Source organism: Micromonospora sp. KC606, assembly GCF_004348675.1.
Taxonomy (GTDB): domain Bacteria; phylum Actinomycetota; class Actinomycetes; order Mycobacteriales; family Micromonosporaceae; genus Micromonospora.
The window spans coordinates 1-23,425 of record NZ_SMKN01000080.1; the positions used below are offsets into that span (position 1 = coordinate 1).

Genomic DNA, 23,425 nt, shown 5'->3' on the forward strand with positions numbered 1-23,425 from the left:
TGTATAAGAGACAGCTCCGGAACAGCCTTGGGCGACACTACTTCGGTCCGAAGACTATGCGGCGTCCGGAGTCGGTGGGTGGCAATCACCGTGCCGGGGGCGTCAGTGGTTCCGTTCAGCCAGCGTGGGCAGACGAGGGAGCGTGGGAGATGGATTTCGACGTCACGGTTGAGATCCCGAAGGGTCACCGCAACAAGTACGAGGTGGACCACGTGACCGGCCGGATCCGGCTGGACCGCACCCTGTTCACGTCGACCCAGTACCCGGCCGACTACGGTTTCATCGAGGGCACCCTGGGCGAGGACGGAGACCCGCTGGACGCCCTGGTGCTCGTCCCTGAGCCCACATTCCCCGGCTGCCTGATCCGCTGCCGCACCATCGGCATGTTCCGGATGACCGACGAGAAGGGTGGCGACGACAAGGTCCTCTGCGTCCCCTACGAGGACCCCCGCCAGGAGCACCTGCGCGACATCCACCACCTGGGCGAGTTCGACCGGCTGGAGATCCAGCACTTCTTCGAGGTCTACAAGGACCTGGAGCCGGGCAAGTCGGTCGAGGGCGCCACCTGGGTCGGCCGGGTCGAGGCCGAGGCCGAGATCGCCGCGTCGTACCGCCGGGCCAGGGAGGCCGAGGAGCGGGGCGAGTCCGCGCACTGACGACCACGTCGAGGAGGGCCCGGGCGAGGTCGCCCGGGCCCTCCTCGTACGGTCAACCCAGCAGGCCGCGCGCGGCGTCGTAGAGGCCCAGCACCGCGCAGGCCACCGGCACCACCGCCACCACCAGCGCCGTGTCCGTCAGGTCGGCCACCCGGCCGACGTACGGCGAGACGGGCCGCCGGGCATACGTCGTACCGGCCGCGACGGCGGTCAGCGCCACCAGCAGCCCGCCCACGGCCAGCGCGAGCAGGACCGCGTCACCGGACCGGGCGGCGAGAAGCACGCCGAGCACCGCGGCCCCGGCGAGCCCGGCCAGCACCGGCGGCACCCGGTGGCGGACCGCCACGAAGAGCCGGGAGCGGAGCAGCAGCACCGCCGAGGTGACCGCCATCAGCAGGCGCCCCGCCACGCCCCCGGCGACCCCGAGCACGAACCCGGCGGCGACCGCGAGCACGGCATGCCCGATCAGCATCCCGGTGAGCATCTCCTCGGTCCGGGCCACCGCCGCGTGCACCCGGACCCGGTCCGGCAGGTCCCGCACGCCGTCGGGGCCACCGGTCGGCCCGGCCGGCAGGTTGATCGGCGGCAGCGGCATCTTGCCCAGCCGGATGGCCAGCAACGGCAGCACGCCCAGGGCGAAGACCAGCACGCAGGACAGCACCGCCGCCGTGCCGGCCGGGTCGAGCAGCAGCCCGCCGAGGGCGGCGGGTGCGCCGACCGCGCCGACGGTCGCGCCGGCCACGAAGACCCGCAGCCGGGTGGCGGCGCCGAGCAGGCCGAGCACCGCGACCAACAACAGCACCAGCGAACCGGCCAGCAGTTCGGCGGTGCCCAGCCAGGGCAGCGGCCCGAACACCCCGACCGGGTCGCCGGAGGAGACCGCGAGGGCGCCGGCCGCGAAGGCGTACGGCAGGGCGTATCCGCCGAGGGTGGCGCCGGTCGGGCCGTCCCCGTACGCGCGGGAGGCGACCGTGCCGGCGACGGCGAGCACCAGCGCCACGGTGACCGCCACGGGCCAGCCGGCGCGGTGCTGCGGCCCGCCGGCCAGGACGGCGACCAGCCCGACAGCGAGCGGCACCGCCGCGCCGGCCAGCGCGGCGGCCCGGGTGGCCGTCGGTGACCAGGCGCTGCCCCGCCGGCGGGCACCGTCGGCGATCGCCTCGACCACGTCGTCGTACTCCAGTTCCGGCCACTGGTCGTGGGCCGGCACCAGATGCAGCACCTCGCCGTCGCGGACGCCCTGCGGCAGCAGCGCCTGCGCGGTCGCCAGGATCGCGCCGTCGGGACGCCGGAGCACCCAGCCGCCGTGCCGCTCGCCGTCGTCGGCCAGCCCTTCGCCGGCGTGCCGCAGCACCTCGGGCAGCAGTTCGGCCAGGGGAACCTGCTCCGGCAGGGCCACGTCGACGCGTCGCCCGGGGGCGCTGATGGTGACCCTTGCCAGCCCGGTGGTCATCGACGGTCTCCATATCGATCGGGTGCGACGGCTGACGGACGAGGGGGACTTTACCTACCATGAGCCAGGCTCGGGTTACCGAGCGCCACAGGGGAGGCCGGAGTGTCCACTGTTGTCATCAAACGGCCGCCGCGCCGGCCGGCGCCGGAGATCCCGGTCGGCGAGCTGCCCGTCGAGGCACCCCCCGAGATCCCGCCCGTGACGGGTGGCCGCTGGCAGCAGGCGCTGATGGTGCTGCCGATGTTGGGCGGCACCGTGGCGATGGCGATGATGTTCGGCCGTGGCGGCGGCCCCTACTCGTACCTGGTTGGTGGGCTGTTCGGGCTCTCCTCGCTGGCGATGCTGGTGACCTCCTGGGGCAGCGCCTCGGGCACTCCCAAGAAGTCGGAGATGATGGCGGCCCGCCGGGAGTACCTGCGTCACCTCACCGCCCTGCGCCGCCGGGTCCGGCAGGCCGCCGGGCAGCAGCGGACCGGTCTCTACTACCGGCATCCCGACCCGGGCCGGCTCTGGTCGACCGTGGACAGCCACCGGGTCTGGGAGCGCCGGCCCGCCGACCCCGACTTCGCGGTGGTGCGGGTCGCCGTCGGGCCGCAGACCCTGGCCACCCCACTGGTGCCCCCGGTCACCCGGGCGTTGGAGGAGCTGGAACCGATGACCGCCGGGGCGCTGCGGCGCTTCCTCGACGCGTACGCGGTGGTGCCGGACCTGCCGGTGGCGCTGTCGCTGCGCAGTTTCGCCCGGGTGTACGTCAGGGGCGAGCCGGCGCCCGGCAGCGGGCCGCACACCGGCTCCCCGGCCGCGCAGGCGCTGGCGCGGGCCGTGCTCACCCATCTCGCGGTCTTCCACGCCCCGGACGAGCTGCTGATCGCCGTCTGCGCCGGCCCGGAGCGGCGGGCGCTCTGGGAGTGGGTGAAGTGGCTGCCACACGCCCACCACCCGGGCCGCACCGACGCCCTCGGCCCGGTGCGCCTGGTCTCCAGCTCCGCCGCCGAGCTGGAAGGGCTCCTCGACGAGGTGCTGGCCAACCGGTCCCGGTTCAACCCGGCCGGGCCGGCCACCGACGGGCCGCACGTGGTGGTGCTCCTCGACGGTGGCGACCCGACCGGCGCCACCGACCTGACCGGCGACGGGGGCATCGACGCGGTCACCGTGATCGACCTGGACACCCCGCCGCCGCGCCTGCTCGACCGGTACGCCCTGCTGCTGGAGCTGCGCGGCGGGCGACTGCACTCGTGGTCGGCCGAGGGACATGCCGAGGTGGGCACCGCCGACCGGCTGGAGCCGGCGGACGCCGAGGCGGTGGCCCGGCGGCTCGCCCCGCTCCGGCTGGCCAGCACCGTCCGCGCCGGCGAGGCCGCGCCCGGGGCGGAACTGGGTTTGCCCGAGTTGCTCGGCATCGGCGACCCGGAGAGGTTCACCGCCGAGCAGGGCTGGACGCCCCGCGCGCCGCGGGACCGGCTGCGGGTGCCGATCGGGGTGGGCGTCGACGGCGGCGCGATCGATCTGGACCTGAAGGAGTCGGCGCAGGACGGCATGGGTCCGCACGGGTTGCTCATCGGAGCGACCGGATCGGGCAAGTCGGAGCTGCTGCGTACGCTGGTGCTGGGGCTCGCCGCCACGCACAGCTCCGAACAGCTCAACTTCGTGCTGGTCGACTTCAAGGGCGGGGCGACCTTCGCCTCCTTCGACCGGCTGCCGCACACCGCCGCGGTGATCACCAACCTGGCCGACGCGCTGCCGCTGGTCGACCGGATGGTGGACGCCATCAACGGGGAACTGATGCGCCGGCAGGAGCTGCTGCGCCGGGCCGGCAACTTCGCCAGCCTGCGGGACTACGAACGGGCCCGCGCCGCCGGCACCCCGCTCGCCCCGCTGCCGTCGCTGCTGCTCGTCTGCGACGAGTTCTCCGAGCTGCTGTCGGCCAAGCCGGACTTCATCGACCTGTTCGTCCAGATCGGACGGCTGGGCCGGTCGCTCGGCGTGCACCTGCTGCTCGCCAGTCAACGCCTGGAGGAGGGCCGACTACGGGGACTCGACACCCACCTGTCGTACCGGATCGGGTTGCGGACCTTCTCGGCGCTGGAGTCCCGGACGGTGCTCGGGGTTCCGGACGCGCACGAACTGCCCCGCTCCCCCGGGCACGGGTACCTGCGCGCCGGCACCGATCCGCTCGTCCGGTTCCGGGCCGCGTACGTCTCCGGACCGGTTCGCCGCCGGGGCGGCGCGGCCGGCGTCGGCGCGTGCGGCACGCCCCGGCTGCTCACCTTCTCCACCCATCTGGTGCCGGTGCCCGAGCCGGCCGCCCCTGCCGCGCCGCCCGCCGTCGAGGAGGAGACCGAGAGCCTGCTCGACGCGCTGGTCGCAAGGCTGGCCGGGCAGGGCCCGCCCGCGCACCAGGTCTGGCTGCCGCCGCTGGGGCTCTCGCCGACGCTGGACGAACTGCTCGGCCCGGCGGGCGTCGATCCGCAGCGCGGCCTCACCGTCGCCAACCCGGAGCTGCACGGCGCCCTCCAGGTGCCCGTCGCGCTGGTCGACAAGCCGTTCGAGCAGCGCCGCGACCTGCTCTGGCTGGCGCTGGACGGGGCGGCCGGGCATGTCGCCGTGGTGGGCATGCCGCAGAGCGGCAAGTCGCACGCCCTGCGGACGCTGATCGGCGCGCTGGCGCTCACCCACACCCCGGCCGAGGCGCAGGTCTACTGCCTCGACTTCGGCGGCGGCGGGCTGGCCGCACTGCGCGACCTGCCGCACGTGGGCGGGGTGGCCGGGCGGGCCGACCCGACGACGGTCCGGCGGACGGTCGGCGAGGTCGCCACCCTGCTGGCCGACCGGGAACGCCGCTTCGCCGAGCTGGGCGTGGAGTCGATGGCGGCCTGGCGGCAGCGCCGCTGCGCGCTGGCCGCAGCCGCGCAGCCGACCGTCGACGCGTACGGCGACGTCTTCCTGGTCGTGGACGGCTGGGCCACCCTGCGCAGCGAGTACGACGACCTGGAGCCGCTGATCACCGACCTGGCCACCCGGGGCCTGTCGTACGGGGTGCACGTGGTGGCGAGCGCGGTGCGCTGGATGGACTTCCGGCCGGGAATCCGGGACCTGTTCGGCTCCCGCGTCGAGCTGCGACTCGGCGACCCGTCCGACTCCGTGGCCAAGCGGCCGGCGGCGGCGACCGTGCCCGAGAAGACGCCCGGGCGGGGCGTGACCGTGCAGGGACTGCACTTCCTCACCGCCCTGCCGCAGCTGACCGGCGCAAAGCCGGGCGAGCTGGTCAAGGCGATCGCCGCGGCGTGGCCCGGCCCGCCCGCGCCCCCGGTCCGCCTGCTGCCGCCGGTGCTGTCGTACGCCGAACTGGACGTCACCGCGAGCACCGGGTTGGCCTTCCCGGTCGGGGTGGCCGAGGCGGATCTGCGCCCGGTGCTGCTGGATTTCGTCGCCGAACCGCACTTCATGGTCTTCGGCGACGCCGAGTGCGGCAAGTCTTCCTTTCTTCGTGCCCTGGCCACGTCGATCGCCACCCGGTTCACCCCCGAGCAGGCCCGGATCATCGTGGTCGACTACCGGCGCAGCCTGTACAGCCTCAAGGAGTTGCCGCACTGCATCGGGTACGGCAGTGCGGCGCCGTACACCGCCGAGCTGATCGAGTCGGTGTCCGGTTACATGGAGGCCCGGATGCCGGGGCCGGAGGTCACCCCGGCGCAGCTGCGGGAGCGGTCCTGGTGGGCCGGGCCGGAGCTGTTCGTGTTGGCGGACGACTACGACCTGGTGTCCAGCAGCCCGACGAACCCGCTGCACGGGCTGACGGAGCACCTGCCGCAGGCCCGCGACATCGGGCTGCACCTGGTGCTGACACGCCGGTGCGGCGGAGCCGGCCGGGCCCAGTACGAGCCGATCGTCCAGCGGTTGCGCGAACTCGCCACGGCTGGCCTGGTGATGAGTGGCAGTCCGGAGGAGGGGCAGCTCGTGGGCGGGGTCCGTCCCGGCCCGCTGCCCCCGGGGCGGGCCCGGCTGGTCACCCGGCGGGAGGGCGTACGGCTGGTCCAGCTGGCCCACCTTCCGGCACCGTGACCGGCTCGGCGCGGATCGTCCCGTGACGCGCGGGAAAACCGGTAATCTCCCAGCAGCATGTGTCCGTCGCGACGAATGGCTGAGGATGTGACCAGGGTTCGGCACGGCTCCCCGAGTCGGCTCCACCGGTTCGCCGGGCGGGCGCTGCTCGGCACGGCGGCGACCGCGGTGATGGTCGTCGGTGTGGCTCCGCCCCCGGCGTCGGCCGGGTACCGTCCGCTCGCCGCCACCGTGCCGGCGGCCGTCACACCGCTGGCCGAACCGGATTTCGCCCCGGTGGAGACCACCAGGCGCGCCGACCGGATCCGCGATGACCAGTGGCAGCTCGAAGAGCTGCGAGCCGCCACCGCCTGGCGGACCTCCACCGGGCGCGGGGTCGTCGTCGCCGTGATCGATTCCGGCGTGGACGGCTCCCACCCGGATCTCGCCGGCCAGGTGCTGCCCGGTATCGACCTGGTCTCCCCCGGTGGGTCCGCCGAACCCGACCCGGTGGGTCACGGCACCACGGTGGCCAGCCTGATCGCCGGGCGCAACGACGACAAGCGGGGCGTGGCGGGGCTCGCGCCGGACGCGCGCATCCTGCCGGTCCGGGTGCTCGACGACGAGAACCGCTACGACGACGCGATGATCGTCGCCAAGGGGGTGCGCTGGGCGGTCGACCACGGCGCCCGGGTGATCAATCTTTCTCTGGGCGGCAGCGGGGACAGCCCCGCCCTGGCCGCCGCGTTGGACTACGCCTTCGCCCGGGACGTCGTCGTGGTCGCCTGCACCGGCAACGTCGCCACCTCGACCAGTCCCAAGGTCTGGTACCCGGCCCGCGAGCCCGGCGTGATCGCCGTGGCCGGGCTGGAGGGAGCCAGCGAGAACCTCTGGTCCGGTTCGATCACCGGGCACGCCACCATCCTCGCCGCCCCCGCCACTCGGCTGATCGGGGCCCGGCCCGGCGGCTACTGGGGGGTGCAGGGCACCAGTTTCGCCGCGCCGCTGGTCGCGGCCACCGCCGCCCTGGTCCGGGCAAGGTACCCGGAGATGTCCGCCGGAGACGTGGTGAACCGGCTGCTGGCCACCGCGAAGGACATCGGTCCCGTCGGCCGCGACGACCGCTTCGGGTACGGCCGGGTCGACCCGGTCGCGGCACTGACCACGGACGTGCCGCTGGTGCACCACAACCCGCTCGACGACAACAACTCCCCCGGGGTGGTCGGCTTCGGTCCGGCGCCCGGCTCGGCGGACGACACGCGGGCCGGCGGCACCGGCAGCGAACCGCTCGGCTTCACCGCGCCCCGGCAGCAGACCCGGTGGGAGGCCCGGCCTGCCGGCACCACGGACGACGAGGCGCCCCGCCGGCTCTGGACCGGGGTCGCCATCCTCGTCGCCCTGGTCACCGGCGCCGCGCTGACGATCCGCCGGTTCCGGCAGTGGGACCGATGAGTCAGGGCTGATCCGGTCCCGCACCGGGTAACACCCGCCCATGGAGACCCGCGCCACCGTACGCTTCCCGGTCCGGTCCTGGCTGGACCGCCGTCTCGACCGCGATGATTCGCTGGGCCTGCGACTGACCCTGGCCGCCGCGGCGGCGTTCCTGGTGCTGGTGCCGTTCGCCCTGATCGCCGCGCTGGTGGTGGAGGGCTGGCCGCCACTGCACGCCCTGGACGTCGGGGTCACCGAGGCGATGCATCGGCTCGCGGTCGACAACCCGCGCTGGGCCTGGACGATGAACGTCTGGACCGACGTGTTCGGGCCCGGACCGCTGCGGATCGCGGCCCTGCCCCTCGTGTTCTGGTTGTGGCGCCGGGACGCCCGGCGGCTGGCGGGCTGGGTGATCACCACGATGGCCTTCGGCGGGCTGCTGAACGCGCTGCTCAAGTTGTTCGTCGGACGCCACCGTCCGGACCTGCTCGATCCGGTGTCCGGCGCGGTGGGGTACGCGTTCCCCTCCGGGCACGCGCTGAACGCCACCCTGGCGGCCGGCGTGCTGCTGGTGGTCTTCCTGCCGATGCACCGGGACCGGGCGGGGATCCGGGTTGTGCTCTGGTCGGCGGCGCTCGCGATCGCCGGGGTGACCGGGCTGAGCCGGGTCGCGCTGGGTGTGCACTGGACCAGCGACGTCCTGGCCGGGTGGCTGCTCGGGGCGGCGGTGGTGGCGGCCACCTCCGCCGCCTTCGCCGTCTGGCGGGACCGGCCCGACCACCCGACGGCCCGCTCCGCGCCGATAGGCGCGGTGGAGGGCTGACCGGCCGCCGTCGGATGGTGGGCGTTGACGCGGCCGGACCGCCCCCCGGCCCCGGTCGGCCCGGCATCCGTGGCAGGGCGTCAGGTGCAGTCGCCGGTGCCCACCCCACGGGTACGCTCCGCGCCGGCGAGCGCCACCGGTCGGGCTTCGGCGGCGGTCACCGCGAAACCGGTGTTCGGGTCGTCCGCGGCGGCAGCGAAGATCACGCCGAGCACCAGTCCGTTCGAGGAGAGCAGTGGGCCGCCGGAGTTGCCGCTGCGGACCAGCGCCCGGATCGTGTAGATCTCCCGGGTGACGTCGCCGGAGGAGTAGATGTCCGGCCCGGTGATCCGGTCGATGTCGCGGATCCGGGCCGGGCGCGCGTCGTACGGGCCGTCGAGCGGGAAGCCCAGCACGATCGCGTCGGCGCCGGTGCCGGCCGGGCCGGCGGCGAACCGCAGCGACGGGCCGGGCAGCCCCGGCACGTGCAGCACCGCGAGGTCACGCTCCGGGTCGTAGACGACCACCTCACCGTCGTACCGCTCGCCGCGCAACTCGACCGCGACGGAGCGGGTGCCGGCGACGACGTGCGCGTTGGTCATCACCCGGTCGTCGGCGTACACGAATCCGGAGCCCTCGATGCGACGGGAACAACTCGGCGCGGATCCGAGCACCTTGACCACCGAGCGCTGGCTGTTCGCCACCACCTGGGAGCCGGCGAGCGTGGGGTCGGGCGGGGAGACCTGCCGCGCCTGGGTACGGCCCAGGCCGTTGAAGACCTCCGGGAAGCCGTTGGTGTCGACGGTGTCCCGTAGCGCGGTGGAGAGCTCCTGGGCCTGGTCCGGCAGGATCTGGTCCACCACGTTGAGCAGGGCGCTGTTCTTGACCGAGGCGGCCAGCCAGGGCAGCGAGGAGGAGCCGAGCGGGACGGCGACGAGCCAGGCCACCAGCATCACCGCGAAGAGTGACACGAAGGCGCCGCCGATGTCGTCCGCCCGCTTCGCCACGTCGTTGGTGATCGTCCTGCGCAGGTGCGAACCGAGCCACCCGGCCAACGCCTGCCCGAGCACCGCCAGCCCGAAGACCGCGACCAGGGAGACGAGCACCCGGGTGCCGCTGTCGACGAACTGCCGGGCGAACAGCGGGCCCACCTGGAGCCCGAGCAGCGCGCCCAGGAAGAAGCCGGAGAGCGACAGCGCCCCGATGGCGAAGCCCTGGCGGTATCCGCTGATCGCGAACACGAGCATGAGCAGGAGCAAAAGGAGATCCACGACGGACACGGGTCAAGGGTACGGGCAGCACGCCCGGCCGAGGCGTTGCGCATGCGGAACGTGACGGTCAGGTCAGCGAACCGGCCGACTCGTCCGCCTCGTCGGTGCCCGCCGACGGCGCCGGCGCGGCCCCGGCGGGCGGCAGGTCGACGACCCGGTCGTGCGGCCAGGGGCGGGCCCAGCCGCCCATCTCCAGCAGTGTGGCGAGCACCCCGGCGGTGAACCCCCAGACGAGCATGCCCCGGACGGAGAAGGCCGGACCGATCCAGCCGCTCGGGTGGCGTACCTGCATCCGGTTTCCCGGGTCGACCAGTTCGGTGACGGGCAGCCGGGCCACGTGCGCGACCTCGGCCGGCTCACGCGGATGCACCGGATGTGGCGTGTGCCACCAGGCCAGCACCGGGGTCACCACGAAGTCACTGACCGGGATCCAGAGCCTCGGCAGCTCGGCCAGCACGGTGACGCTGGACGGGTCGAGCCCGACCTCCTCGTTCGCCTCGCGCAACGCGGTCGCCGGCGCGTCGGCGTCCTCCGGGTCGGCCGCGCCGCCCGGAAATGCCGGCTGCCCGGCGTGGTTACGCAGCGTCGCGGCGCGTTGCAGGACCAGCACGTCCGGCCCGCCGGCCGGTTCCTCGCCCAGCAGCACCAACACGGCGCTCTCCCGGCCGCCTTCCTCGGGGGTGGTGAGCCGGGTGAAGTCCTCGGCCCGAGCGGTGCCGAGCCGGGCCAGCAGCGGGTCCATCCAGTCGGGCGGGCGACCGGTCACCGCCGCACCCCGGCTTCCGGAGGCCCGGGCCGGGCGCTCATGCCGGCACCTCCATGCCCAGGTGCCGCCGCACCAGCGCGGCGAGGCGGGCGTCGTCGAGGGCGCCGCTGGCGTCGACGTGGCGCACCCGCCCCTGCGCGTCGACCAGCAGGGTGAGCGGAATGCCGTTGCGCCTCAGCTCCCGTTGCAGTGCCTCACCCTGGTCGAACAGGACGGGGAACCGGATTCCGAAGTCCTCGCCGATCGCCTGGGCGGCGGTGCGGGTGTCCCGGCTGTTGACGCCTAGCACCTGGAGCCGGCCGGTGGTGCGTTCGCTGAGCCGCTGGAAGGCGGGGAGTTCCTTGCGGCAGGGCGGGCACCAGGAGGCCCAGAGGTTGATCACGGCGGGGCCCCGGACGTCCCGCAGCGCCACCGGTGCACCGCCGGTGAAGCAGGTGAGGGTCAGCGCGGGCAGGAGCGCCGCGCCAGCGGCCGGGGTCGGCTCGGCGGCAGCACCGGTGGACGCACCCGGGGCGGACCCGGCGGGAGCGGCGGAGCCGGACGGGGCAGCGGAGCCGGACGGCGACGGGCCCGGCGGGCGGGTCAGCGCGGCGCAGTCGGCGAACGGTGACGGCCGCTCGGCCCGGCCGGCGGAGGTGGCGGGCCGCTCCGGTGCGGTGGCGGTACAGCCGGGGACGGCGAGCAGCGCGGGGACGAGCAGGGCGGCGAGTCGCCGGTTCACGGCGCCTCCGCGGCGACGGCCTGCGCCGGCACCAGCTCCGGGTCGATCCTGGCGGCGAGCGCCAGGTCCCGGGCGCGGGGGCCCTTGAGCAGCTTCACTGCGGCGGCCGGCTCGGTCGGCCCGGTCCCGTACGACGGGCAGAGCTTTGCCAGCGTGCAGGCCCCGCAGGCGGGCTTGCGGGCGTGGCAGACCCGCCGGCCGTGGAAGATGATCCGGTGCGAGAGCATGGTCCACTCCCGCTTCGGGAAGAGCGCCCCGATTTCGTGCTCGATCTTCACCGGATCGGTCTGGCTGGTCAGCCGCCACCGCCGCACCAGCCGCTGGAAGTGGGTGTCGACGGTGATCCCCGGTACGTCGAAGGCGTTGCCGAGGATCACGTTGGCGGTCTTACGGCCGATGCCGGGCAGGGTCACCAGGTCGGCCAGCCTGCCCGGAACCTGGCCGTCGTACCGCTCCACCAGGGCCTGGCCGAGCCGGATCAGCGAGTCGGTCTTGTTGCGGTAGAAGCCGGTCGGGCGGATCAGCTCCTCCAGCTCGGCCCGGTCCGCCCCGGCGTAGTCGGCGGCGTCGCGGTAACGGGCGAAGAGCTTCGGCGTGACCTCGTTGACCTTCTTGTCGGTGCACTGCGCCGAGAGAATGGTCGCCACGGCCAGCTCCAGCGGACCGGAATGGTCGAGTTCACAGTGCGCGTCGGGGTGCGCCTCGGTCAGGGCCCGACCGATCCGCCGGGCACGCCGGGTACGACCGAGGTCCGTCTCGGCCCGGCCGGGAGAGCTGACAGTCACGCCGGCCAGCCTACGTCGCCCCTACGACCACCTGCCGGGCCGGTTTCGGCGCCGGCCCGCCGTCGGACCCCCGACGCCAGCAGCAGCACCGCAGGCGACGGCCGAGCTCGGCGGGTCACGGTCTGTCGGCCAGCACCGCCGCGGGCACGGCCCAGCGCTACGGCGACGCCGTCCGCCCGCCGACTCAGCCGGCCTCCGGTGCGCTGATCGTCCCGTCGGGGTCGAACCCGGCCCCCGTGCTCGGGAAGTCGCTGCGGCTGAGCTGCCGGACCAGGCCGAGGCCCTGGCGGCCGGTATCCATGGTCGGCTTGCCGACCGAGTTCATCCGGGTGGAGGTGAACGAGCCGTCGGCGAAGCTGCCGTCCGGGCGGAGCGACACCTTCAGTACTCCGCCCCAGCCCAGCCGACCGCTGGGGTTCAGCGACCGGCCGCCTCCGGCGAAGTTGCCGAGGCTGTACGCGATCAGCCGCCCCTGGTGGAACTCCATGCCGCGCAGCACGTGCGGGCCGTGCCCGACGACGAGGTCGGCGCCGGCCTCGATGACGGCGTGCGAGAACTTCACCGGATCGCCCCGGTTCTCGCCGTAGAAGATCTCGGTGCCGGGCCTCACCCGGGTCTTGTCGGCGCCCTCGGCGCCCATGTGCACCTGCACCACCACGATGTCGGCCATGGTGGCGGCCCGCTTCACGACCGCCGTGGCGGCGTCGATGTCGGTCAGGCTGTTCGACCAGGCGTACGACGAGAAGCCGGCCACCGCCACCTTCACGCCCTTGACGTCGACCACGGTGATCTGGTCCGGCGCGCCGGTGTGCTTGAGGCCGTGCTCATCCAGCGCCTTCTGGGTGTTCGCGTAGCCCTGCGGCCCGTAGTCGTGGCCGTGGTTGTTGGCCTGGTTGAGCAGGTGGAAACCGGCGTCCCTGAGGTGTGCCGCGTAGCCGGGCGGGGCCCGGAACTGGTAGCAGGCGGTGGAGTTCGGCCCGCACTTGCCGGCGCCGGTGTCCTCGGTGAGCGGCTCCTCCAGGTTGCCCATCACGAGGTCGGCGGAGAGCGCGTCGGCGACCTCGTCGAAGAAGCCCTTGCCGCCGTTGGCGGGCAGCCGGGACGGGGCGTTGCCCATGATGATGTCGCCGGTCGCGGAGAGCGAGATCGGCTCGCGCGCGGCCGGCTGGTCCGCGCTCGCACCGGGCAGCGGGGAACCGGAGGCGTCTGTGCCACCGCCGGGCTGCCAGACTGCCCCGGGCTCCTTTGTACCGCCGCAACCGGCGGCCAGCAGCACGCCGAGGGCCGCGCCGGCGGCGAGCAGGGCCCGGCGGGCGGAACGGTTCGCGGTGGGTACGGAAGACTGCATCGCCGGCGACCCTACCCGGGCCGGTGGCGCTCCGACGCCGGCCGATCGGCTGGAAGTCGCCCGGCCACCCGCCGGTCGGACCACGGTACGCAGGGCACGGAGCCGCCGTCGCGGACGGCGGCGCGCACCGCCCGGGCCAGTGGCGCGCCCCAGGTGGAGCGGGGGCCGCCGTACGGCTCGACCGGCCCGTCGGCGGGGCAGAGGACGGTGACCGCGTCGGTGGGCGTACCGGTGCCGGTCAGGCTCAGCTCCCGGATCGCCTGCGTCTTCGCCTCGGTCGCGGTGGCGACGGTGTTGACCAGAGCGGCGTCGCCGAGCGCCGCCGGGACGTACACCACGATGTTGACCGTGCCCACCCGCTGGGCCGGCGCGGCCGGGGCCGGCGCGGCGGCCAGCACGGGGTTGCCCAGCCCGACCGTCGCCCAGGCCCGGACGCCGGTGTCGACCCGGTGCACCACCTCGGCGACGTCCACGCCGGTGAGCAGGCCGACCCCGGGCCCGTCCAGGCCGAGTCGGTCGGCGAGCGCGGCCAGGTGATCCGCCGGGTCGTCCCGGTGGTACGACATCGGCACGGTCGCGTTCACAACCCAGTGCCGTACCCCGATCCCGCCGCCGAGTGGACCCGAGCTGACCGCCCGCAGCGGCGCTCCGGAGCGCCACACCAGCAACGGGACGTCCCATCCGTCCTCGGGGCGGGTAGCAAGGAAGGGCTCGGTCAGCACGCCGATCACCCTACGGTCCCGCCGCGGCGACCTGGGGTGACGGGTCGGCGCGCGGAGGCCGGTATCAGCCCCTGATCAGGTCGGGAAGGTTACGCCCAACGATCAAGTTTCGAGGGGTGCAGCTCTGATTCGTGCTCACATGCACTTAGACTTGGCGGCGCGCGAGGGATAAGCGGACGGCGGACCCGGCCGACGGACGGCGACGCGCAACCGGAGGTGCGCGATGGACGAGGTACTGGCCCGCAGCGGGATCTTCCAGGGTGTGGACCCGGAGGCTGCCGAGGCACTCGCCAAAGAGATGGAGACGATCGACGTCCGCAAGGGCGAGGTCGTTTTCAACGAGGGCGAGCCCGGCGACAGTCTCTACATCCTCCTGTCGGGCAAGATCAAGGTTGGGCGTCGGGCGGCCGACGGCCGGCAGAACCTCATCGCGGTGATGGGGCCGTCGGACATGGTCGGCGAGCTGTCGCTCTTCGACCCCGGCCCGCGTACGGCGACGGCCACCGCGGTGACTGACACCCGGCTGGTACGCCTGCGCAAGCAGGCGCTGCGGCCGTGGCTCAACAACCGGCCCGAGATCGCCGAGCAGCTACTGCGGGTGCTGGCCCGCCGGCTCCGCCGGACCAACGACTCGCTGGCCGACCTGATCTTCACGGACGTGCCGGGCCGGGTCGCCAAGAACCTGCTCCAGATGGCCGGCCGGTTCGGCACCCGCGACGGCGGCGTCCTGCGGGTGACCCACGACCTGACCCAGGAGGAGATCGCCCAGCTCGTCGGCGCCTCCCGGGAGACGGTCAACAAGGCCCTGGCCGACTTCGCCTCCCGGGGCTGGCTGCGGCTGGACGGCAAGAGCATCATCATCCTCGACCCGGAGCGCCTGGCCCGCCGCGCCCGCGTCTGACCTGGATCGGCCACGAACGGCCCGGGCCTGGTGCCCGGGCCGTGCCGGTTCACCCACCGGGCTCGATCGACTCCGTTTCCCGCCTGATCCGCTCGAACTCCCGCAAGATCGGCTCCATTCGCCGCAAGTCCGGATGTCGCAGTGTCAGTGCCAGCCCATCTTGCGGAAAGTCGAGTCGATCAAGCCGTCCGAGCACGGGTAGCCAGCCGCCGGGTGTGCCGATTGGGCGGGCGAATCGCTTCTGCCCGGCGCAGAATCCCTGGACATGCCAGCTCAGGATGGTGACGGTGGAGCCATGCTCGACCGGGTCGCTGTCCTGTCCGACATTCATGGTGTGCTGCCGGCACTGGAGGCCGTGCTGGCCGAGCCGGACGTGGCAGGCGCCGACCTGATCGTGGTCACCGGCGACATCGCGGCAGGCCCGCAGCCGGTGGAGGTGCTGGACCGGCTCGCCGGGCTCGGCGACCGGGTGTGCTGGGTACGCGGCAACGCCGACCGGGAGCTGGTCGAGGTCCGGGCCGGGCGTCCCAGCCCGATCGACATCTCGAACTGGGCGGCCACGCAGCTCCGCGATGATCAGATCGCCCGGCTGGCAGCGCTGCCACTGACCGTCACCCTGGAGGTCGACGGCCTCGGTCCGGTGCTCTTCTGCCACGCCACACCACGGGACGACGAGGAGGTCGTCCTGGTCGACTCGCGGCTGGAGCGCTGGGTGGAGGTGCTCGCCGGAGTGCCGACCGAGGTCCGCGCGGTGGTCTGCGGGCACACTCACATGCCGTTCACCCGGCTGGTCGACCGCCGGCTCGTCGCCAATCCGGGCAGCGTCGGTATGCCGTACGGCGGTCCAGGCGCCTGCTGGGCCCTGCTCGGCCCGGGGTTGCAACTCCGGCGCACCCTCTTCGGCGTGGACGCCGCCTGCGCTCGGGTCGCCGCCGAGTCGACCTACCCCGACGCCGCCGCCTGGGCTGACGAGTACGTGCGCTCCCGGCACAGCGACACCGACGCGCTGACGGTGTTCGCCCCACGCGACGGCCGCCACGCCGTCTCATAGACAACAGGCTCAACCACGCCCGGCGGACGACAGACGTGCAGCGGGTCGGGCTTCGTGCGCCCCGGTTCACCGGCAGGCGGCGTCGATCCGGTGCACCGGGCGTACCCGCCGTCCCAGCCCCTCCAGCAGGGAGTCCTCGACGTGGAAGTCGCGCACCCGTAGCTGGTACCGGGGCAGTTCCTCCTCGCTGGGGCAGAGCACCTGCGCGCGTACCTGCTCCACCGGCACGTAGCGCACCCCGCCGCGCTCCTGGAGGATCACCATGTTGACGTCGTCGGTGGTCACCACGTGCCCACGGACCTCCTCCGTGACCCCCGAGTCGTCGCCCACGGTGGTGACGGTCAGCGGCAGCACCGGCGTGCTGATCACCGGCAGCGCCGCCCAGACCAACACCCCCAGCACGGCGACCTGGGTGAGCGAGGCGAGCGGCCGGACCACCACCCCGGGCAGCGGCCCGGCGACGAAGAGGCCCAGCAGCGGCGGTACGACGAGCAGCACGATCCCCAGATACTCATTCTGGTGCCAGGCGTCGCGCAGCGCCGGCACGAGCAGCCACAGGTAGCCGGCGAGCACCGCCCCGATGAGCAGGGCCCGCACCACCAGGAGTTCGTGCAGCCGCCCGGGCCGCAGTTGAAACGCCGCGACAATGGCCGGCACCAGCAGCGGCAGGTACAGCAGCGGCCAGGTGACCAACGCCGTCAGGAAGCTGGCCGCCACGAACCAGGCCGGCGTGGCCTCGACCCACCGGGCGAAGAGGGGCCGGCGCCGCGGACCGCGCACACTGGCGGCCAGCACCGCGCCGAGCGCGAAGACCGCGACCAGCGCGGTGGAGAGCAGCCGGGCCGCCGTGGTGAGGAAGCCGGCCAGCAGATTGATCGGCCCCACGTTCGCCACCAGCAGCAGGGTGGTCTGCAACTCGCCGCCGGCCTCCACCCCGAGCCGGAGCACCGAGAAGATCGCCGGTACGCCGACCACGGCCGTCCAGAACGACTGGCTGGCCCGCGCCCGACGCTCGACCTGATCCCATCCGCTGTCGGCGGCCGTCCGGCTCGACTCGATGGCGGAGGACTCACCGCTCGGCGTAGGCAGCGGCGGGGCCGGCGCGGGCGCCCGTGGCGCGGGAGGCGTCGGACCGGCGGGCTCCGGGTCGCCGGTGGTGGCGTCCGCCGCCCTGCTCATCGCCGGGGCGCTTTGTCGTCGAAGTCCACCAGCTTCGGCACGTCCAGCGGCTGTGGCTGCCGCTTCTCCGCGTGCAGCCACGGCCCCAATGTCCGGTTGTAGGCGGTCTGCCAGGGACTTGCCTGCCCGTTGCGCCCCTGCTGGTAGCTCTTGTCGAGAAAGTACGCCACCAGGTCCCGTAGCGCGGGGTCGCCGATCGGAACGCCGACGCCGAGCAGTTCGCTGGTGCCGAACGGCATGTCGACGATCTCGAACTCCGTCGGGTACCGGGCCAGGAAGCCGGCGAGGATGGTCTCGTCGGAGCTGACCGCGTCGTACCGGCCCGCCCGGATGCCGGCGACGCAGTTACCGACGTTCTTGACCACCTGTGTGCGGATCTGGTGCTTCTCCAACTCCGCCTCGGTGGTGGAGCCGCCGCTGGTGCAGATCTTGTAATTCGGGTCGCGAAGGTCCTCTATGGTGCGGATGGCATTCTTGTGCCGGGTCGGCACCATCACCTCCTGCGTGGTGACGAAGTACGGCCCGGCGAAGCTGACCAGCTTCTTCCGCTCCTCGGTGATGGAGAAGCTGGAGACCAGGAAGTCGACCAGCCCGCCCTGCAGCGCGGGGATCCGGTCCTCGGTGGACACCGACACGAACTCGATCCGCTGGTCCCCCTCGTAGCCGAGGGAAGCGGCGATGTAGCGCGCGATCTCGACGTCGAAACCGACGCGGACCCCGTTGCGCACCTCGCCCAACAACGGCTCGTTGGTCGCCACCCCGATCCGCAGGGTGGGCTGACCCCAGATGTGGGATTCGCGGAGCTTTTCCTGTACCGAGGGAAGCTCCGGTTCCTGCTGACTGTCACAGCCCGCGGCGGCGGCGAGTAGCAACGTCATCGCCACGGCCACGGTCGTCGCGACGGAGCGTAACCGGGATCCGGAGGTGTGAACACGCATGAGCAACCTCGCTACGCAGAGGAGCCTGGGTGCCACGTATCGTAGCCAACGCTGTCGAGTGGTCACCGAAGGCGAAGCTGCGGCGCCTCCCCCGAATGGCGGTGACCCGTCACATAGCGGGTTCGGGCAGGAGACGGCCGCCCTGACCTCACCCACCGAGATGACCAGAGGGACCGGGGTACGACGGGTGAATCGATCACCCGTCGTACCCCGGCCGCTGTCAGCGGAGCGTGAGCGTCCCCACCGCGGGCAGCGGCGCGACGACCGGCGGGAGCCGCTTCGGCTCGCCCCGGGCCGGCCGGCCCTCGCGGGCCAGCGTGCTCTTCGGCGCGGCGGCCCGGGTCACCTCGGACTCGGTCGGCAGGTCCTCGAAGGGCTGCACGTCACCGGTGCAGACGGTGCCCGTCTTCGGCAGCGTGCCCCTGAGCAGGTACGCGTCGATGGCCCCGGTGGCGCACTCCGACGTGCCGTACGCGGTGTGGCCCCAGTTGTCGCTGCTGAGCAGCCGGCTGTTCGGCAGCAGCTTGGCCGAGCTGACCGCCGCGTCGTAGTTGGTCGCCGGGTCCCAGTAGTTGCCCACCACGAGCACCGGGGCGGCGGTCTTCCGGTCGAACGGGCCGGTGTAGGCATCCTCGTCCCGAACGGTCCAGGCGTCCCGGCCACAGGCCGCGGTGAACCAGGCCCAGGCGCGGCCGAAGTACGGTGCGCGCTTGTCCTCCGCAGCGCTCAGCGCCGGCCAGTCGCCCACCTTCTTCGGGTGGTACCCGTCGGTGCAGTCCACCGCGAGGACGGTCTCCAGCCCGTTGTCGTACGGGAAGTCGAACCGGCGCTGCTGCCGCGCCTTCTCGGCCCGCGCGGCGAGACTCTTGTGCGCCTTCGCCAGCCGGGCGGAGCTGACCGACGCCGGTTCGATGACGGCCAGCAGCTCGGCGGTGATGGCGTCGATGTCGGCGTAGCCGAGCGGGCTGTAGAGCGCGCCGAGGGTGGCACCGACGAAGTCGGCGTAACTGACGGGGAAGCTGCCGAGGTCCGGGACCTCGATCACCACCGGGCCCTGTCGCAGCCGGTTCGCGACCTTCTCGTACGCCACGTGCGGGTCGCCGGCGGCGATGGAGCACTTCTCCGCCCCGGCCTTCTCGCACCGGTCGAGGATCTCCCGCAGCGCCTTGTACGCCCCGTCGGCGCTGCGCAGCCGGGTCTCCTGGAGCTGGTCGCGGGCCTTGCCCTGGCCGACCCAGGCGTTCGGGTCGAGCACGCCGTCGACGACGACCGCGCGGACCCGGTCCGGGAACATGTTGGCGTAGTACTGGCCGAGCGCGCTGCCGTAGCTGAAGCCGAGGTAGCTGAGCTTCTTGTCGCCCACGGCCCGCCGCAGCACGTCCATGTCGCGGGCCACCTCGGCGGTCGACATGGCGCCGGTGAGCGGCTTCCCCGTGGTGGAGCAGGCCTTGCCGACCGCCTGCGACGAGGCGATGTACGCGTTCTCCTCGGCCTTGGTCCACGGGAAGGCGACGTTCAGCCCGGCGTACGCCCGGGTCTGGTCCTTCACCGAGGGGAAGCACTTGACGTTCTGGCTGGCGGCGACGCCGCGCGGGTCGATCCCGACCACGTCGAAACGGTCCAGCAGCTCGTCGGAGAGGAAGTACGGCGCGGCGAGCGCGATGTCGGTGCCGGAGCCGCCCGGGCCGCCCGGGTTGAGGAAGAGGCTGCCGATCCGGGCCTGCTGGTCGCGTGCCTTGACCCGCAGCAGGGCGACCTCGGTGGTGGCGCCCTTGGGCTGGTCGTAGTCGAGCGGCAGGTCGACCGTGGCGCACTCGGCGTAGCCGTAGCAGGCGTACCAGTCGAGCTTGGGCGTCGGCACGCGGTCGACCCGCTTGGCCTCGGTTGGGCTGGTGCGGTCCGGTGTGGTCGGACGACCCCAGCCGGTGCTGAGCGGGGACGCGGTCGCGGGCGCGACCACCGATCCGGCGAGGAACAGGCCGGCGACTCCCGCCGCGGCCAGGGACCGGGACGTACGTGGCATGTGGATGCCTTCCGGTAAAGGATGGGGACTGCCGAGAAGGTGATCTCGACCTCCGTCACTCTAGGAACGAACGACAACAAAAGTGGCCCGACAAAACACCGCCTAACGGCTCTTTCTTCCGACCGGTGTAACGAATTCTCCATGATCGCCGCTGCGGCGCTTCACTTCGTTTCCAAGCGTCACCACGCCGTCACGATCAGCGTGCTGCCACGGGTGAACACCCACGCGGGTGGACGCCGCCGCGGCCGACACATCGGCACGGTCTGTGCGTCCGCCCACGGGCACAGGTCATTCCGGCACCCAGCTTGACAGCCGGCGCGGCGCGGCGATGCTTGTCGGGTGAGGCGAATCCTCCGGCCGGACGCGCGCACCGTGGCGGCGCTCGCGGCGCTCGCGGCTGTCGCGGCGCTGGCGGTGCTGCTGGTCTGGCGCCCCGCCACCATTCTCATGGTGGGGCTGGCGCTGCTGTGCGTCGTGCTCGCCGCGATCACCGGCACGGCGGTGGCCGCGGCCCGCGAGCAGGGCGGGCGAACGGAGACCGGCGAGGCCACGCCGGGTCAGCTTGAGTCACTGCCCGCCGATCTCGACGCCGACACCCTGGACGCGTTGGACAGCGCGGCGGTGCGGGCCCAGCTGGGCCTCAGCGACCGGTGAGGGTGGGGGCGAGTAGGCCGTCCACGCCCCTGCCGGCGAGGCAGCGGTAGGTACGGTCGGCATCGGTGTTCGGCGGCAAAACCTCCAGGCGCCACCCCTGGGGATGCTCGATCCCACTGGTCAGCCGGAAAGTCTGCAGACTGCAGACCTGCTGCACGCCCGGATCGGCGACGATCTCGGCGTGCGCCGCGCCGACCAGCGCGACGGGCAGCTCGCCCTGGGCGTAGGTCTCCCAGGTGTGCCGACCGTCACAGGAGACCTCAATCGCCTCGGCACGTCCGCCACGCAGCCGGACCGGCCCGAAGCACTCCAGGTGCTCCGCGCAGCCGGCTCCCGGCGGCAGGGACGCCACGGTCGTCCCCGCGCACCCGGGAAGAGTGCCCCAGCTCGCGACCGGGCCGGAGGAGGCACTGGCCACCGGCGTCGGCGTCGGCGCGACCACCAGGGGGGCGCCACCGGCCACCCAGGCCCCGGCACTCGCCGACGCGGCCAGGGCGAGCACCCCGGCGCCGCCAAGGAACCAGCGTCGCCGCCTGCTCGGCGGCACCGCGGGGCCCTCCACGGGGGGCCGGGGTGGCCCGGACAGGTCCACCAGGTACCTTCCGCCGGTGGTGGCACCGCCGGAGTGGGGGGCGCCGCTGACCGGCGCGCCGCTGACCGGCGACGACGCCGAATCCAACGGCAGGGCACGGAGCAGGTCGCGCAGCTCGATCGCGGACGGACGCGCGCCGGGATCGTTGGACATCCCGGCGCGGAGCACGTCGACCAGCTCGGTCGGCACCCCGGGCAGCTCCGGGATCGGCTGGTTGAACATCTCCAGCACGGTGACCAGGCTCGGGTTCCGCTCGGACTGCCAGCGCGGCGGACGGCCGCTCATCACCGCGTAGAGGGTGGCGCAGAGCGCGTACACGTCGACGGCCGGCGAGGGTGGACTGTGGCTGAACATCTCCGGCGGCGCGTACGCCGGAGTCAGCACCTCCAGGGTCACCGAGGCGTCGCGCACCTCGGCCAACACGGCGAGCCCGAAGTCGGCGAGGACCGCGGGGTTGAAGTGCGAGTAGAGGATGTTCGCCGGCTTCACGTCACGGTGCAGCACCCCCGCCGCGTGCGAGTGGGCGAGCGCGTCGGCGATCTTGACGCCGAGGTCGCGGGTCTCGGCGGCACCGAGCGGCGAGGTGCGCATCCGCTCGGCGTACGAGCCGTCACAGAGCTCCATGATCAGGTACGGGTGCTGGTCGACGGTGACCCCGACGTCGAAGAGGTCCACCACGTGCGGGTGGGACGACATCCGGCCGGCGGCGCGCGCTTCGCGGAGGAACCGGGCCTGGTCCCGTTCGCTGTCCAGCGTCCGGTTCTCCACCTTGACCGCGACCTCTCGCCCCACCGAGATCTGGGTGGCTTTGTAGACGGTGGCGTAGCCACCTCGGGCGAACACCTGCAAATCAGTCAGACCGGGCACAATAGGCAACCGGAGGGCGCCGGGCGGGGTGTCGGTCACGGGTTCGAAAATACCTGTCCCACCGGGCCGCTCAGCCGACCGTACCGACGGTGGACCCGGGGCCGGCGGCGCGGCGGTCGTCCCACCGCAGGCCGATCGCGGTGGCGACCGCGCCGAGCCCCTCCCAGAGCGCCACCCCGAAGAACCGGGCCGGCGCCACCCCGGCCAACACGGTCAGGGTGAACACGGCGAAGGTGACCAGCCGGAAAACCACCGTGAAGCGGTAGAAGGCCCGCCACTCGGTGGCCACCGCCAGCAGGTAGTAGACGCCCATGTTGAACGAGGCCATCGAAGCCGCGATGAGGAACGTGCCGGTGTGGTCACCGGGCTGTCGCCGCGCCGGCACCTCGAAACCGAGCATCCGCAGCTGCGCCTCGGGCCAGACGAGACCGAGCGCGCCGAGCAGCAGCGCCAGCGCACCGAAGACCGCCATGGTCCAGCCGGCGCCGGAACGCGGCAGTCTCATCCGTTCTCCCCGTCCACGGCCGCCACGTCGGGCGGCCTCCTGAACCCCACACGCTAACCGCCATCCCCGACGCGCACATCCCCGGAACCGCCAGACCTCAGGTAATCGGGACAGGCGGCTGAGGCGAAGCCCGACCTACCGCGGAGTGTGCGACGGTTCAGTCCGCCCGGTGCAGCGGGCCCCACTCGGTTGACGCCTGCTCCTCGACCGCCCGGTCCGCCTCGCGGAGCGCCCGATCCGACACCCAGGCAACCGGACGGTCGCAGCGGACCAGCGGCTCGTTGTCCGGCCCGCGCCCGCACTGCTCGCCCACCAGCACCCACGGCCGCACCCCGGGGCCGCGCAGCTCCCGCAGGTGGCGGTAGTCGTAGAGCCGCCGGGCCACCCACAGCCGCAACGGCCGTTCCCCCCACCAATCCTCAACGGTGAGTGGGTTGGCGGAGAGCCCGGGCAGGTCGATGCCGGTCAGCGCGTCCTTGCTCGACTGCCCGGGCCCACCGGCAATCAGGTCCACGTCGGGCCCCAGCGACCAGCGGACGTACAGTTCCTCCTCCGGCGGGCTCGCGCGCAGGACCTGGGCCACCTGGGCCAGGTCGCCGAGGACCGGCATCACCGCCCCGTACCGCGCGCTGTTCATGACGGTTCTGTGCCCACCGGTACGCGTCCCATTCATCCCACCCGCCGCGCAGAATTGGAAGTAATCGTGCCCACCCAGAGGC

20 protein-coding genes are annotated in these 23,425 nt (G+C 73.2%); 7 read left to right on the plus strand and 13 right to left on the minus strand.

The genetic code is table 11. From position 1 onward, the window contains the following. The first annotated feature begins 149 nt into the window (after positions 1–149). Positions 150–656, plus strand: a complete 507-nt coding sequence (locus E1193_RS16835; protein WP_132184143.1) for an inorganic diphosphatase — start codon at positions 150–152, stop codon at positions 654–656. Between the two features lie 52 nt (positions 657–708). On the opposite strand, the gene eccD is transcribed toward E1193_RS16835, so the two are convergent. Further along, positions 709–2,109 carry a type VII secretion integral membrane protein EccD gene (eccD, locus tag E1193_RS16840; RefSeq protein WP_132184144.1) on the minus strand — a complete coding sequence of 467 codons (1,401 nt, stop codon included), beginning with the start codon at positions 2,107–2,109 and terminating at the stop codon, positions 709–711. A gap of 102 nt (positions 2,110–2,211) precedes the next feature. Between eccD and eccCa the strand changes: the two genes are divergently transcribed. The 3 genes from eccCa (at position 2,212) to E1193_RS16855 (ending at position 8,404) form a co-directional block, all read left to right on the plus strand. Beyond that, a complete protein-coding gene (gene eccCa, locus E1193_RS16845) occupies positions 2,212–6,171 on the plus strand; it encodes a type VII secretion protein EccCa (protein ID WP_132184145.1) in 3,960 nt (1,319 codons plus the stop codon). Positions 6,172–6,246: 75 nt separating this feature from the next. Beyond that, the gene (gene mycP / locus E1193_RS16850; RefSeq protein ID WP_165945759.1) at positions 6,247–7,602 is read left to right on the plus strand and encodes a type VII secretion-associated serine protease mycosin; all 1,356 of its coding nucleotides are present in this window, start codon (positions 6,247–6,249) and stop codon (positions 7,600–7,602) included. Between the two features lie 40 nt (positions 7,603–7,642). Further along, a complete protein-coding gene (locus tag E1193_RS16855) occupies positions 7,643–8,404 on the plus strand; it encodes a phosphatase PAP2 family protein (RefSeq protein ID WP_132184146.1) in 762 nt (253 codons plus the stop codon). Positions 8,405–8,484: 80 nt separating this feature from the next. Here E1193_RS16855 and E1193_RS16860 read toward each other — a convergent pair whose 3' ends face one another. The 6 genes from E1193_RS16860 to E1193_RS16885 form a co-directional block, all read right to left on the minus strand. Further along, positions 8,485–9,663, minus strand: a complete 1,179-nt coding sequence (locus tag E1193_RS16860; RefSeq protein ID WP_132184147.1) for a MarP family serine protease — start codon at positions 9,661–9,663, stop codon at positions 8,485–8,487. Between the two features lie 58 nt (positions 9,664–9,721). After that, positions 9,722–10,420 (minus strand): CoA pyrophosphatase, encoded by a 699-nt coding sequence (locus E1193_RS16865; protein WP_132184148.1) that lies wholly within the window; start codon positions 10,418–10,420, stop codon positions 9,722–9,724. A 37-nt stretch (positions 10,421–10,457) separates the two neighbouring features. Next, positions 10,458–11,141, minus strand: coding sequence for a TlpA disulfide reductase family protein (locus tag E1193_RS16870; protein WP_132184149.1), 684 nt, complete (start codon positions 11,139–11,141; stop codon positions 10,458–10,460). Continuing rightward, positions 11,138–11,935, minus strand: coding sequence for an endonuclease III (gene nth, locus E1193_RS16875; protein ID WP_347877034.1), 798 nt, complete (start codon positions 11,933–11,935; stop codon positions 11,138–11,140). The genes E1193_RS16870 and nth overlap by 4 nt, the downstream gene beginning before the upstream one ends. 175 nt (positions 11,936–12,110) lie before the next feature. Further along, positions 12,111–13,274 carry a CapA family protein gene (locus E1193_RS16880; RefSeq protein ID WP_132184151.1) on the minus strand — a complete coding sequence of 388 codons (1,164 nt, stop codon included), beginning with the start codon at positions 13,272–13,274 and terminating at the stop codon, positions 12,111–12,113. Positions 13,275–13,285: 11 nt separating this feature from the next. Further along, entirely contained in the window at positions 13,286–13,996 is a 711-nt protein-coding gene (locus E1193_RS16885) for an adenosylcobinamide amidohydrolase (protein ID WP_132184152.1), read from the minus strand. A 223-nt stretch (positions 13,997–14,219) separates the two neighbouring features. On the opposite strand from E1193_RS16885, the gene E1193_RS16890 reads away from it, so the two are divergent. Beyond that, positions 14,220–14,897: a Crp/Fnr family transcriptional regulator gene (locus E1193_RS16890; protein WP_088976469.1), complete on the plus strand. Its 678-nt coding sequence runs from the start codon at positions 14,220–14,222 to the stop codon at positions 14,895–14,897. 265 nt (positions 14,898–15,162) lie between these two features. Beyond that, positions 15,163–15,948 (plus strand): metallophosphoesterase family protein, encoded by a 786-nt coding sequence (locus E1193_RS16895; RefSeq protein WP_243707733.1) that lies wholly within the window; start codon positions 15,163–15,165, stop codon positions 15,946–15,948. A gap of 66 nt (positions 15,949–16,014) precedes the next feature. On the opposite strand, the gene E1193_RS16900 is transcribed toward E1193_RS16895, so the two are convergent. The 3 genes from E1193_RS16900 to E1193_RS16910 all read right to left on the minus strand — a co-directional run bounded on the left by E1193_RS16900 (position 16,015) and on the right by E1193_RS16910 (position 20,088). Further along, positions 16,015–17,127: a hypothetical protein gene (locus E1193_RS16900; protein WP_132184153.1), complete on the minus strand. Its 1,113-nt coding sequence runs from the start codon at positions 17,125–17,127 to the stop codon at positions 16,015–16,017. Further along, positions 17,124–18,005, minus strand: a complete 882-nt coding sequence (locus E1193_RS16905; protein ID WP_243707734.1) for a transporter substrate-binding domain-containing protein — start codon at positions 18,003–18,005, stop codon at positions 17,124–17,126. The genes E1193_RS16900 and E1193_RS16905 overlap by 4 nt, the downstream gene beginning before the upstream one ends. 280 nt (positions 18,006–18,285) lie before the next feature. Continuing rightward, the gene (locus tag E1193_RS16910) at positions 18,286–20,088 is read right to left on the minus strand and encodes an alpha/beta hydrolase (protein ID WP_132184155.1); all 1,803 of its coding nucleotides are present in this window, start codon (positions 20,086–20,088) and stop codon (positions 18,286–18,288) included. A 339-nt stretch (positions 20,089–20,427) separates the two neighbouring features. Between E1193_RS16910 and E1193_RS16915 the strand changes: the two genes are divergently transcribed. Beyond that, on the plus strand, positions 20,428–20,742 hold the full coding sequence (locus E1193_RS16915; RefSeq protein ID WP_132184156.1) for a hypothetical protein: 315 nt from the start codon (positions 20,428–20,430) through the stop codon (positions 20,740–20,742). Here the strand turns inward: E1193_RS16915 and E1193_RS16920 are convergent. From E1193_RS16920 to E1193_RS16930, 3 genes are all read right to left on the minus strand, one after another. Beyond that, complete coding sequence (locus E1193_RS16920; RefSeq protein ID WP_132184157.1) at positions 20,729–22,240, minus strand: serine/threonine-protein kinase; 1,512 nt, start codon at positions 22,238–22,240, stop codon at positions 20,729–20,731. The genes E1193_RS16915 and E1193_RS16920 overlap by 14 nt on opposite strands. Positions 22,241–22,271: 31 nt before the next feature. Further along, positions 22,272–22,706 (minus strand): hypothetical protein, encoded by a 435-nt coding sequence (locus E1193_RS16925; RefSeq protein WP_132184158.1) that lies wholly within the window; start codon positions 22,704–22,706, stop codon positions 22,272–22,274. A gap of 157 nt (positions 22,707–22,863) precedes the next feature. Further along, on the minus strand, positions 22,864–23,425 hold a 562-nt coding region (locus E1193_RS16930), incomplete at its 5' end, for a DUF6098 family protein (RefSeq protein WP_207922733.1).